At 63.2% G+C, this 12,568-nt stretch carries 13 protein-coding genes; 8 read left to right on the top strand and 5 right to left on the bottom strand.

From position 1 onward, the window contains the following. Positions 1–65: 65 nt before the first annotated feature. The 3 genes from SPH52_RS03510 (at position 66) to SPH52_RS03500 (ending at position 2,410) form a co-directional block, all read left to right on the top strand. A complete protein-coding gene (locus tag SPH52_RS03510; RefSeq protein WP_411793620.1) occupies positions 66–1,115 on the top strand; it encodes a fatty acid desaturase in 1,050 nt (349 codons plus the stop codon). A gap of 120 nt (positions 1,116–1,235) precedes the next feature. Beyond that, a complete protein-coding gene (locus tag SPH52_RS03505; protein WP_411793619.1) occupies positions 1,236–1,562 on the top strand; it encodes a hypothetical protein in 327 nt (108 codons plus the stop codon). A 65-nt stretch (positions 1,563–1,627) separates the two neighbouring features. Continuing rightward, positions 1,628–2,410, top strand: a complete 783-nt coding sequence (locus tag SPH52_RS03500) for a c-type cytochrome (protein WP_411793618.1) — start codon at positions 1,628–1,630, stop codon at positions 2,408–2,410. Between the two features lie 56 nt (positions 2,411–2,466). Here SPH52_RS03500 and SPH52_RS03495 read toward each other — a convergent pair whose 3' ends face one another. The 5 genes from SPH52_RS03495 to SPH52_RS03475 all read right to left on the bottom strand — a co-directional run bounded on the left by SPH52_RS03495 (position 2,467) and on the right by SPH52_RS03475 (position 8,050). Further along, on the bottom strand, positions 2,467–3,558 hold the full coding sequence (locus tag SPH52_RS03495; protein ID WP_411793617.1) for a L,D-transpeptidase family protein: 1,092 nt from the start codon (positions 3,556–3,558) through the stop codon (positions 2,467–2,469). A 106-nt stretch (positions 3,559–3,664) separates the two neighbouring features. After that, positions 3,665–5,131, bottom strand: coding sequence for a cardiolipin synthase (gene cls / locus SPH52_RS03490; protein ID WP_411793616.1), 1,467 nt, complete (start codon positions 5,129–5,131; stop codon positions 3,665–3,667). Further along, the gene (gene lgt / locus SPH52_RS03485) at positions 5,131–5,946 is read right to left on the bottom strand and encodes a prolipoprotein diacylglyceryl transferase (RefSeq protein WP_411793615.1); all 816 of its coding nucleotides are present in this window, start codon (positions 5,944–5,946) and stop codon (positions 5,131–5,133) included. The genes cls and lgt overlap by 1 nt, the downstream gene beginning before the upstream one ends. A 65-nt stretch (positions 5,947–6,011) precedes the next feature. Beyond that, on the bottom strand, positions 6,012–7,646 hold the full coding sequence (locus SPH52_RS03480) for a multicopper oxidase family protein (RefSeq protein ID WP_411793614.1): 1,635 nt from the start codon (positions 7,644–7,646) through the stop codon (positions 6,012–6,014). Positions 7,647–7,717: 71 nt separating this feature from the next. Then, a complete protein-coding gene (locus SPH52_RS03475; protein WP_411793613.1) occupies positions 7,718–8,050 on the bottom strand; it encodes a hypothetical protein in 333 nt (110 codons plus the stop codon). A 795-nt stretch (positions 8,051–8,845) separates the two neighbouring features. Here SPH52_RS03475 and SPH52_RS03470 point away from each other — a divergent pair. The 5 genes from SPH52_RS03470 to SPH52_RS03450 all read left to right on the top strand — a co-directional run. Further along, complete coding sequence (locus SPH52_RS03470) at positions 8,846–9,394, top strand: Spy/CpxP family protein refolding chaperone (RefSeq protein WP_411793612.1); 549 nt, start codon at positions 8,846–8,848, stop codon at positions 9,392–9,394. Between the two features lie 83 nt (positions 9,395–9,477). Beyond that, positions 9,478–11,760, top strand: coding sequence for a heavy metal translocating P-type ATPase (locus tag SPH52_RS03465; protein WP_411793611.1), 2,283 nt, complete (start codon positions 9,478–9,480; stop codon positions 11,758–11,760). Further along, positions 11,757–12,023: a hypothetical protein gene (locus SPH52_RS03460; RefSeq protein WP_411793610.1), complete on the top strand. Its 267-nt coding sequence runs from the start codon at positions 11,757–11,759 to the stop codon at positions 12,021–12,023. Before SPH52_RS03465 ends, SPH52_RS03460 begins: the two co-directional genes overlap by 4 nt. Before the next feature lie 41 nt (positions 12,024–12,064). Beyond that, positions 12,065–12,217, top strand: coding sequence for a hypothetical protein (locus tag SPH52_RS03455; RefSeq protein WP_411793609.1), 153 nt, complete (start codon positions 12,065–12,067; stop codon positions 12,215–12,217). Beyond that, positions 12,214–12,568: DUF411 domain-containing protein (locus SPH52_RS03450; protein ID WP_411793608.1), on the top strand; the 355-nt coding region annotated here is incomplete at its 3' end. The genes SPH52_RS03455 and SPH52_RS03450, both read left to right, overlap by 4 nt.

Below are 12,568 nucleotides of genomic sequence, written 5' to 3'. Positions count from 1 at the left end.
CGATCGCCCAGATATACGTGCGGTCCCGTACAGACAGGGTGCGTGACGGACACCAACCTACAGTCATGGATCCCCAAACGACTATCGACATCACCGCCGAGCCACGGGCATTGAAGCGAGCCTTGGGTGAGTACCGCACGCCGCGCCTGGCGCGCAGCGTGGTGGAACTGGTGGCCACGGCGATCCCCTTCGCCGCCCTCTGGATACTGATGTGGGGCACCCTGAGCGCTGGCTACTGGCTCGGCCTGTTGTTCGTCGTGCCTGCCGCGGGCTTTCTCGTGCGCTTGTTCATGATCCAGCACGACTGCAGTCACGGGTCATTTTTCCCGTCTCGCGCTGCCAATGAGTGGGTCGGCCGAGCCATCGGTATCTTGACCCTGACGCCCTACGACCTGTGGCAGCACAGCCATGCCCGCCATCATGCCAGCTCCGGCAATCTCGATCGTCCGCGTATCGGTGGCATCTATACCCTGACCGTACGCGAGTTTCGGGACTTGCCGCCAAGGCAGCGGTTCCGCTATCGCCTGTACCGGCACCCGCTGGTGCTGTTCGGTCTCGGCCCAGCGTACCTGTTCATCCTGGACCATCGCCTGCCGGTGGGATTCATGGGTGCGGGCTGGATGCCCTGGCTGAGCACCATGAGCACCAACGCGGCGATCGCGCTGCTCGTCACCGCCATGATCTGGCTGGTCGGCTTGATCCCCTTTCTGCTCGTGCAACTCCCCATCACGCTTCTCGCCTCCTCGATCGGCGTCTGGCTGTTCTATGTCCAGCACCAGTTCGAGGAGACACTGTGGGAACACGAAGCCGACTGGACGTTCCACGAGACAGCGCTGCACGGCAGCTCCCACTATGACCTGCCGGGCCCTCTGCGCTGGTTCACCGCCAACATCGGGGTCCACCATGTCCATCACCTCTGCAGTGGCATCCCCTCCTACCGGCTACCCGAAGTGCTGCGCGACCATCCCGCACTCCGCCATATCGGCCGCCTCACCCTGCGGCAAAGCCTCGCGTCGGTGCGGCTCGTGCTGTGGGACGAGGAGAAGCGTCGACTGGTCTCTTTTGCCGAGGCAACACCTCGATCATCAGTGCCAAGGCCGTTGGCCGAATCCTGACCGAGATCAGGATTCGGTCGATCAGGCTTTTCCAAGGCTACCTGGCGATTGCCTGATCAAGGCATTGCGGCGAAGATCGGAAGTGTTCAATTGCCTGACGCTTTCGAGGTTCCGCTCCGCATGCGTCGATTCATGGTCCGACTCGGCTACCTTTGCCTCGTTCTCGCCCTATCGGCGGGAAGCGTCGCCGCGGCCGGTCTCGATGCCATCTTCGATGCCACGCATCATGCGAGCCAGGAGAGCAGCCATGAGGACTGCACGCAGGATACCCACTCGGATATGGCGGACTGCACCACTGACTGCATCGGCAACAGCCACTGCATGACGGGCACTACCGGCCATGCCGTTATTCCCGCCTGCGCCACGCAGCAGCAGCCTCTGTTCATGCCGGGGCACTCGCCCCCGGCGCCCGCTTATCTGCTCAAGCGCCCACCTAGACTCGCCTGAATACCGTTACCGAAACGACACGTTCCTCATGTCGTCATCCGTTTGACCGTATTCAGGAGCAACCCATGACTACCCCTAATCGATACCATTCCGCCAATCAGGTGGCCACCCAGGACCGCGGCCGACTGCGTCGTTTCGCCATCATTCTAGCTGGCGGCCTGACACTCGCCCTTGCCCTGGCCAGTCCTGGCCATGCCGATGAGAGCCATGCGCGCAGCTCGGCGGGTAGCCACGCGCATGCCACCCATGACGATGAAAAACATACTGCCCATGGCGACAACGGCCAGACTCATGGCGATGACGGCCATGCGGCACACGGCCACGATGGCCACACCCATAGTGATGACGACCACGCCCATGGCAGCGACGACCATGCGACACATGGCGACGATGGCCATGCCCATGGCGGTGACGACCATGCCGCTCACGGCGACGATGGCCACGGTGCAGACGATCATGCCCATGGGGATGGAGGTCATGGCTGGAAGGCACCGCAGGAGTGGGCTGAACGCGAAAGTCCGCTGGAGCCCGATGCCGAGACCCTGGCTCAGGGGATGCAGGTCTATCAGCGCTATTGCTCAGCCTGTCATGGACCGAGCGGGGAAGGAAATGGCCTGGCACCCGCCGCCGCCTATTACGACCCCAGCCCCACCAATCTGGCGCTACACGGGCCAGGCCATGGCGCCGGGGAATACGCCTGGATCATCCATGAAGGCAATCCTGCCAGCGCCATGCCACGTTTCGCCACGAAGCTGAGCGAGAACGAGATATGGTCCGTGGTTCACTACATTCGCCATGGTCTGCCGGAGGACCCGGGCGGTCAGTACGATCAGGTTCATCGACACTAACGGCACCGGGCGCCACTAGGGCGCCCGGTTCGTTCTGACTCGCTTACCGCATGTCGCTAGACCGCCAGCTCATCCCAGAGCAGGCTTTCCTCTTTTTCAGCCTCCTTCTCGGGTTCCGGCGCCGGGGCCGGGGCCGGCGTCAGTGCAATGACTTCACCGGTGGGGTTCTCCAGCAGCTCGCGCAGCATCTCGTAGTTCAGCGGTACGGTGGGCTCTTCCTCATCACGCTCCAGCATCGCCAGCGTCTCCATCAGGGCAGCCATGCCGGCTTCCTGCTCCTCGAGCGCCTGGTAGGCCTGCACATAAGGGGTATCGCCATCCCAGCCAGCCTTGATCGGCTGGTTGATGAGGTGCACCTGCATGCCGACCGGCACACGGTCGAAGATCGACTCGATGTCCTCCGGGAACATGCGCACGCAGCCGCGACTGGCACGCATGCCGACGCCGTCGGGCTGGTTGGTGCCATGGATGAGATAGCCGGGAATGTCGAGCAGGATGGCATGCCGCCCGAGCGGATTGTCCGGCCCTGGCGGCACCACGGCAGGTGCCGTCTCGCCGCGTGCGGCAGCTTCCTCACGCACCGAGCGCGGCGGGTACCAGGCCGGGTCCTTGAGCCGCATGGTGGTCTTGGTCTTGCCCAAGGGGGTATCGAAGCCCTCTCGCCCGATACCGATCGGGTACGTCTCCACCCGTGGTGTCTCGCCTTCTCGCGTCGGAGGATAATAATAGAGCCTGAGTTCGGCCACGTTGATCACCATCCCCTCCCGCTCCACGGGCGGCAGGATGAAGCGGCCGGGGATCAGGACTTCGGTGCCCTCACCCGGCAGCCAGACGCTGACGTCGGGGTTGGCTCGGCGGATCTCCTCGTAGCCAACATTATGGGCGCGGGCGATATCGAGCAGGGTCTCTCCACCTTGCGCTTCGACGATGTAATCCTCGCCGACGACATCGCCCCGCTCGGGCAAGGGATAATGCCCCTTCGGCCACGCATCTGCAGACTCTGCCGCGTTCTCCTCGGCTGCCGTCTCTTCTTCGGCCCAAGCCGTGCCGGCCAACAGTGCCATGGCCAGCATGCAGGCGAACAGCAGCACTCCTGCCAGGCGCCGCGCTGGCCAACAGTGTTCAGATACCATGGCGTGATGCTTCATAGCGATTGCCTCTAGTCATATCCATCTTTAGGGGCCTAATGATCTGATGGCCCCATACTAACGATCATTGCGGGAATTCGACAGCAACAGCCATCTGATTCACCCATCACAGCAGCGGGGCAAACAGGTAGGCGCCACGAGCGGCGACCCGCTGCCACAGCGACCTGTCGTTGATCTCTTCCGGAGTCATTCGGCGCGACCGGGCGAAATCACGCTCGAACATCGCCTCGACATCGCGGGCGAAATCCCGCTCCATCACCAGGGCCGTCACCTCGAAGTTGAGGCGGAAGGAGCGATTGTCGAGATTCACCGTACCCACTGCGGCCCCCACGTCATCGACCAGAAACGCCTTGCCATGGAGAAACCCCTCCTGGTAGCGATGAATTTCGACGCCGGCGTCGAGCATCGGCCCAAGGAAGGCATAGGCCGCATGAAAGGCCAGCAAGTTGTCCGGTCGCTCAGGAATCAGGATCCTTACATCGATTCCATTCAGCGCCGCCAGCTTGAGCATCGACTGCACGCCTTCGTCGGGCACGAAGTAGGGGCTGGAGATCCAGATTCGCTCACGCGCGGCATGGATCGCCTGCTGCACCATCAGACTTGCCGTCTCGAAGCGATCCGCCGGGCCGGAGGGCAGAACCAGCGCAGGCGCCCCGTTCGATGTCGGCTCTGCCGGCTCCCAGGGTAGATCCGGGATCTCCTCGGTGGCCCAGTGCCAATCCTCGATGAATACCAGCTGCAGTGCCAGAGCTGCCGGTCCCTCCAGCTTGAGATGCGTGTCGCGCCAGGGGCCCAGGCTCTCATGGCCTTTCAGGTACTCGTCGCCAATGTTGAAGCCACCGAGCCAGGCCCGCGCACCGTCGGCCACCATGATCTTGCGATGGTTGCGGAAGTTGAGCTGGAAACGGTTGCCCGGCCCACGCGTGGAGTGGAACCGATGCACGTTCACCCCGGCGTCGCGCAGCTCCTGCAGATAGGCATTCGGCAGTTTGTAGCTGCCGATCTCGTCGTACAGGAAGTAGACCTCGACACCCTCGCTGGCCTTCGCGATGAGCCGTTGCTGGAACGCTTGGCCGAGGTCGTCGTCGCGTACGATATAGAACTGCACCAGCAGGTAGCGTTCGGCGGAATCGATCCCTTCGAACAGGCTGTCGAAGGTCTCGTCACCGTCTACCAGAAGTGTGGCCTCGTTCCCTCCCAGATAGGGCAGCTTGGCCAGTTGCTCCACACCCGCCAACTTGCGGTCATCGTTGTTCCACTCCACCCGATGCGCACGCAGCTCGTCGAGCTTCTCTGCCAGGGCCCGGGTCAGCTCGGTGTCTTCGTCGCGTCGCGACAGCACATAGCCCTCGAACTTGTTACGCCCGAATATCCAGTAGGTCGGCACCGCCACGTACGGCACGGCGTTGAGCGAAACGATCCAGGCAATCGCCCCTTGCGAGGTGCGGCTCGACATCAGTGCTTCCACTGACGATACCAGCCCCAGCACATGCGCCAGCGCCATGAAGATGGCGAGCTTGCCCCAGGAACGGCGACGTCCGTTGGCTGGCTTACGGGAAAGCCACCCCACCATCAGCCCGCCCCTTGCACAGGAGAAGCTACCGGCGCGGGTTCGTCTCGACCCTGGCGCTGCGACCACAGGATGAGCGCCGCGCCGGCAGCGATCATCGGCAGCGTCAGCAGCATGCCCATGGTCACCCAGCCGAAGGCGATGAAACCGATGTGCTCATCGGGTAGCCGCACGAACTCCACCGCGAAGCGGAAGATGCCATAGAGTACCAGGAACAGTCCCGAGACCAGGCCGCGGCGCCGTGGGCGGCTGGATACCCACCACAGCACGGCGAACAGCACCACGCCTTCGAGAGCGAACTCGTAGAGTGCCGAAGGATGGCGTGGCTCCGGCCCCATGTGCGGAAACGGCATGGCCCAGGGCAGCTCGCTGACGCGCCCCGGCAGCTCATGGTTGATGAAATTGCCGATGCGCCCGGCCCCCAGGCCGATCGGCACCATGGGGGCGATGAAGTCCGTGAGTTGGAAGAAGGCGAGCTTCTTCCTGCGGGCGAACAGCAGCGCGGCCAGCAGCACCCCGAGCAGGCCACCGTGGAAGCTCATGCCCCCTTCCCAAATGCTGAACAGCCACAGCGGGTTGGCCAGGAACCGCTCCATGCCATAGAACAGCACGTAACCCAGGCGCCCGCCGGCTACTACGCCGATAGCGGCATAGAACAGCAGGTCGCCAATGTCGTCGTGGCTCAGCCCGAGGCGATGCGCCCGGCGGCGCCCCAGCCACCAGGCGCTGACGAAGCCTACCACATACATCAAGCCGTACCAGTGCACTTGAAATGATCCGATGGAGATGGCCACCGGGTCGATATCGGGATAGTTCATGAAAGAATCCTCGTCTCATTGAGGTATGGGCGCCAACACATGAGTGCAGCCCTGCATAGGGGCAATCAACGGACCCGGATTGCAGCCATCATGCCCATCTCCTCGTGCTCGATGATGTGGCAATGGAACAGCCAGTCGCCCGGCGCCTGGAAAGCCAGCCGAATGCGGGCCCGCTCATAGGGGGCCAGATTGACCGTATCCTTCCAGGCGAGCCACGGCGTCTCGTGCCAATCGCCGTCGGCCTTGCGCTCGGCAACGACCTGAAAATGGGTGCCATGAACATGAAAGGGGTGATCCATGTGGGAGTCGTTGAAGATCTCCCACTCCTCCACCTCTCCGACTCGACCCTCGAACATCACCTCGCCCATCGAGAAACTCCGACCGTTCAGCAGGAAATCTATCGCGGGTCGCTCACTCTGCTGTTCGGAAGCGGCATGAGTCTCGCGACCTGCGTGGGCGTGTCCGCCATGGTCACCGTGTTCAGCTTGATCACCGGCATGATCGGCATGCTCTTGGCGCGGCTCTTGGTCACTCGCATGATCGCCGTGCCCCTCATGACCGGCACCTTGCATGACTTCGGTGAGCACCACTTGGCGGTGTATCGCCGGCTCTCCCAGACGCTCGATACGCCGCAGTCGTTCCGGCAAACTCACCGCTGGCAAGACATCTTCATTCGAGGTACGCACGGTCAGAAGTCGCGCGGGCTCATCCAGATGTGCCGGGCGCACGCCCATCCAACCGCGATCGTAGGGGTGACTGGACAAATCGAAGCGTTCCCCACCGCGGGTAGCGACTCGAACCAACAGGTCGGCACGCTCGCCCGGGGTCAGTAGCAGTTCAGGCAGCGCCTGGGGCTTTTCGATCAGCCCTCCGTCGGAGCCGATCAGGGTGAGCTCATGCTCCTCCAGACGCAGCCGCAGGTAGCGTCCAGCGCAGCCATTGACCAGACGCAAGCGCAGCGTAGCCCCCGGCGCCACCTCGAGCTGCGGCTGACGTTGGCCATTGACCAGCAACAGTTCGCCCTCACGACCGTTCATCCAGTCTTCATCGGTATGGGCTGCCACTTTTCCGTCTGCGCTGAGACGCAGGTCGCTCACCACCAGCAAATGCTCCTCCACGTCTGGTGGTAGCGGATCCTCGTGGGGCCGCACCAGCAGCACACCCGCCAGGCCATGGGCGATCTGCTCGGCAAGCACGCCGTGCGGATGCGGATGGAACCAGTGTAGCCCGGCGCTGCCCTCGGCAAAACGATGGCGGTAACGACGGGACTCGCCAGGTGGCACCGCATCTGCCGGACCACCGTCGTATTCATTTTTCACGGCCACACCGTGCCAATGAATGGTGGTTTCCTGCGTCAGTTCATTGATCAGGGTGGCATCGAGTTCGTCCCCTTCGCGCACCTCGATCAGTGGCGCCACCTTGCCATTGTAGAGCCATAGCCAAGCCACCCGGGTATCGCCCAACGGCACTTCCACCGGCCCAGCCGCAAGGGCAGCGCGGAACGTTCTTTCGCGTTCGGCAAGGTTGACGATGCGAGGCAAGGCCCTTAGCGGCTCTCCATGAGGGAGGCTGGATAGGTCGAACGGAGCCAGGGGGTTATGAGAGTGTGGACGGCCCGCCATGGCGTAGGCCAAAAGGCCAGACGTCGACAGGGCCACTCCACCCAGGGCGGAATAGCGGAGAAAGTCGCGGCGTTGCATGGTAAATCCTCGTGGAATGAATGACCGATGCCACTCGCTTGAACGAGTGATCACATCGAGAGCGGCAACATTCAGACGCGAGGAGGGCGTTCCGGGCGTTCGCGGGACGCAGGGGCAGGCGCCTCATCGATATCCCAGCGAGGTTCCAGCGAGCGTGGGGCTACGGATAGCAGCGCCAATGACGAACCGAAGCAGGCCGGGCAGGGAGCGGTACAGGCCACCCTATCGGCAGGCTGTGCCTGGCTATTGTCCGTCTCGGTTGGAGTGGCGTGGTCGTGTGTCGAATAGCCTTCCACCAGGCAATCCTCGTCAGCGTGATTCCAGGCGCTCATGGCAGCCTGCGGCAACGCCAGAGCGATACCCAGCAGGAGACAGAGCAGCAAGAAAAAGAAACGGGGAAGCATCAGCGGTCGAAACAGTCCAGAAAGCCATGACGCATCTAGTCTTCCATGGCCACTGGAAAGCCGCAAGAGTCTTCGCTCCTTTCATGTAAGACCTGAAAAAGGAAATCCATGTGGACTACACGACTCGAGAAGACACGCCTTGACTGATACAGGTCAAGTAACAGTCCAGCGCAAACAACTATGCTGAACTTGCCTATCACGTTGGAGCGACATGCCATGCAGCAATGGGCAAACCGAGCCTCACATCGATCGTGCACCCGTTCCGGGTGGCGTAGAGGCTGGCTCGCCGCCCCCTTGGCACTGGCACTGATCCTGGCATTTGCTCTTTCAGCCCTTGTCCACCCAACCCCTCCTCCTGGTCACTCTCTCACCAACGAAAGTTCAGTATCCGAAACTCTGCAACACACTGCCCCCCACTGCGAACACGGCCACGGCTGGGAGAGTACGAGCGAGGCGTTGCTGCGTGTGGATCGGCAGGACACCGATAGCAATGCGATTTCCTGTCTCACCCAGGTCTCGATACCCCCGCGAGCAGAAGCCACCATCGGCCAGCCCAGCCGAATACCGCCCCCTGCTTCTCCCCCGATTTATTTGCTGACCCAGCGACTGCGTCACTGACGCACCCATTCGAACTCCTGCTCCAGCTTCAGCTTCAGCTTCAGCAGCAAGGCTGCCCGGTTTGCCATACCTGCTGCGGGCAGGCGGCACTTCGTGGATACGGGTTAGCCGTTCATGACTCTCGGCCTTGTCACTGGCCATAACGGAAAGGGGCCGCGCGCCCCACAGGAAACGATCATGAAAACCAAACTCTCTTACGCCTTGGGCTTCGCCTTGGTGGTAGGTACCGCCGGTACCGCATTGGCCCAGGCAAAGATGGACGAGACCTCCGGCATGATGGGCGGTGGCATGGGTCCAGGCATGATGGGCAGTGGCATGGGGCCAGGCATGATGGGCAGTGGCATGGGTCCAGGCATGATGGGCGGTGGCATGATGCCCTGCCCGATGTTGGATGGCGGCAAAGGCATGATGCCGATGCTTGAGCCCGAACAGCGCAGCGAGATGCGTGAGCTCATGCGCGAGCACCGTCCCGCCCAGTTCGAGCGCATGGGTCAATTGATGAACCTGCGCGACGACTTGATGGCTGCCATGCATACCGAGCGTCCCGATCCCGAAGAGGTACAGGCGCTGCATGGCCAGATGGCAGAGCTGCATGGCGAGATGCTGGCCGAGATGGTGCGCATGCGTAATGCCATGCACGACCTGATGACCGAGGAGCAGCGCGAGCAGATGCAGCAAGCCGCGCCCGAGGCCACCGATCCCGATGACCACGCCGCTCACCATTGATTGAGCGAGGTTGAGTAGCGCAGCCAGGACGGCGGGTCCCATACCGGGTCGCCCGCCTGGCTCCGCCTACGAGGAGATTCGCGATGAGTGAGGGTAATTCCAGCAGGATCGCCCTGACAGTACCAGGCATGGGCAGCGACCATTGTGCCGGCATCGTACGCAAGACGCTCGAGCGCCTCGATGGGGTCGGCGAGATCCAGACCAACATAGCCAGCCATCGGGTCAGCATCGAGGTCGAGCGGGGTGGCCCCGATGCCGACGCCTTGAAACGGGCGGTTGAGGGGGCCGGCTATGACGTCGCGGCGGTAAGCGGCGAAGCCGAGGCCGATGGTGAATCCGATGCCGCCATCGATGAAGATTACCTGCGACAGGCCCGCAAGCGGCTATGGATCGCCGGTGTACCCACCACGCTGATCATGCTCCTGATGATGCCGCACATGTTCTGGCAGCCGATCCCCGGCTACCTGGTCGTCGTCGTCCTGCTCGCCTTCCCGGTGGTGTTTACGTATGGCGGTGCGGCCACCCACCGCTCGAGCTGGCGCTCGCTGAAGAACGGCACCTTCAACATGGATGTGCTGATCTCCATGGGCAGCCTGCCGCCCTATTTGATCGGCCTGGTCGGCTTCGTCTACCCGATGACCTCCTTCGTCGAGATGGCGGCCACGATCATGACCTTCCATTTGCTGGGTCGTTATCTCGAGGCACTGGCCAAGGGCCGCGCCTCGCAAGCCATTCGCCGCCTGCTGACCTTGGGCGCCAAGACGGCACGCGTCGAACGCAATGGCGAAGAGGTCGAGGTGCCGATCAAGGAGCTCGAACCGGGCGACATCATGGTCGTGCGCCCCGGCGACAAGATCCCCACCGACGGCGAGGTCATCGAGGGCGAGAGTCATCTCGACGAGTCCATCGCCACCGGCGAATCGATCCCTGTCTACAAGCGCACGGGCGACAGCGTGATCGGCGCGACGATCAACAAGGAGGGGCGGCTGCGCGTCAAGGCCACCCGGGTCGGCGGCGACACCTTCCTCTCCCAGGTGGTACGCCTGATCGATCAGGCCCAGGGCTCGCGGGTGCCGATACAGGAGTTCGCCGACCGCATGACCGGGCGTTTCGTGCCGGCGGTGCTGCTGATCTCGCTGGCGAGCCTGGCCGCCTGGTTGCTGATTCCCGACGTTCTGCGCCCGATTCTCGACTGGGGTGCCAGCTTCCTGCCTTGGGTGAACCCGGACGCCAGCACACCGGTCCTGGCCCTGATCGCCGCCATCGCCGTGCTGGTCATCGCCTGTCCCTGCGCCCTGGGCCTGGCCACCCCCACCGCGCTGATGGTCGGCTCCGGCATCGGTGCCGAGCGCGGCATCCTGATCCGTTCCGGCGAGGCGATCCAGACCTTCAAGGACATCAAGGTCATGGTGCTCGACAAGACCGGCACCATCACCCGCGGCGAGCCGAAGCTCACTGAGGTGGCCACGGCGGAAGGAGTCGAAGAGAAAGAGCTGCTGAGACTGGCGGCAAGCGTCGAGAACGCCTCGGAGCACCCCATCGCCCGCGCCATCGTCGACGGCTCCATCGAGCGCGGCATCAAGCCCGGCGAGGTCAGCGAGTTTCGCTCCACTGGCGCCCGCGGCGTCTCCGGCAGGGTCGAGGGAAAGCAGGTACTGATCGGCAACCGCCGACTGCTCGAGGAAGAAGGCATCGCAGGCCTGGCAGCGCTGGACGACGCCATGCAGGCGCTCGAAGGCAAGGGACGCACCGCCGTCATCGTCGCCGCCGAGGGCCACGCCCAAGGCATCGTGGCAGTAGCCGATACCCTCAAGAAGGAGTCGATCGAGGCCATTCGCGGCATGCATGAGCTCGGCCTGCACGTGGTGATGATCACTGGCGACAACGAGCGCGCCGCCCGCGCCGTGGCCGACGAAGTCGGCATCGACGAGGTCCAGGCCGGCGTACTGCCCGAGGGAAAGGTCGATGCTATTCGCAAGCTGCAGGAAAAGTATGGCAACCACGTGGCCATGGTGGGGGACGGCATCAACGACGCTGCGGCCCTCAAGCAAGCCAATGTGGGCATCGCCATCGGTGCCGGGGCCGACGTGGCCATCGAGGCCGCCGACGTGACCCTGGTGCGCGGCGAGCTCACCGGCGTGGTTGAAGCCATGCACCTGTCTCGCGCCACCTTCGGCAAGATCGTGCAGAACCTGCTCTGGGCCAGCGGTTACAACGTGGCAGCCATTCCCATGGCAGCCGCCGGCCTGCTGCACCCCATGATCGGCGTCATTGCCATGACCGCAAGCTCGCTGTCGGTGATCGGTAACTCGCTGCTGCTCAAGCGTCGCTACGCCCGCACCCAACCCAAAGGAGAGGTGTCATGAACCGCATGCGCTTCCATTCTCGGCTGAAGGACAAGCTTGCCCAGGAAGACAACGACTCGGCGAACCAACCGCAGGGGGCTTTTTTGAGGGGGCTGCACGCCTGGATGATGCCCCTCTGCCTGATCCTGATGGGGAGCGCCTTCCTGCTGGTCATGTGGCGTGGCCAGGCATCGGGAGGCGCCTGGCTGCTGCTTCCCATGATGCTGTGCCTCGGTATGCATTTGCTTATGCATCGCCACGGCCATTCTCATCGGGACGACTGACGTGGCCCGACGACAGCAACCTTTCGAGAGGAGTTACCGCCATGATGACCGACTGCCTCGCCCTGATGGGCCATATGAGCTGGATTGGCTGGCTGATGCCGGTGGCCGTCCTTGCCCTGCTGGGCCTGGGCATCGCCGCCCTGCTCAAGTACCTGTTCACGTCTGCCAAGACCACCAACGGAGCATGCTCATGAACCGTCGAACCTCATCCCTGCTGCTTTCTGCCAGCCTGCTCTTCAGTGTCGCTGGTACCGCTCACGCCGCACTACCCGACGAAGCCACACTCTACAAGAACCCCCAGTGCGGCTGTTGCGACGAATACGCGCGCCAGCTCGAGGAGCTGGGGGTGACGGTGCACATCGTCGATGACATGGACATGGGCAAGGTCAAGCAGGACGCAGGCCTGCCCTTTGGCCTGGGCTCATGTCATACCACCCTGATCGGTGGCTACGCCATCGAAGGGCACGTGCCCTTCGAAGCCGTGGAGAGACTGTTCCAGGAACGGCCGAAGATCGGCGGCATAGGGCTCGCCGGCATGCCCATCG

The organism is Halomonas sp. A29 (assembly GCF_046723295.1).
GTDB lineage: Bacteria > Pseudomonadota > Gammaproteobacteria > Pseudomonadales > Halomonadaceae > Halomonas.
Note: the sequence above shows the minus strand (reverse complement) of the source record. Positions and strands in the feature narration are given on the sequence as shown.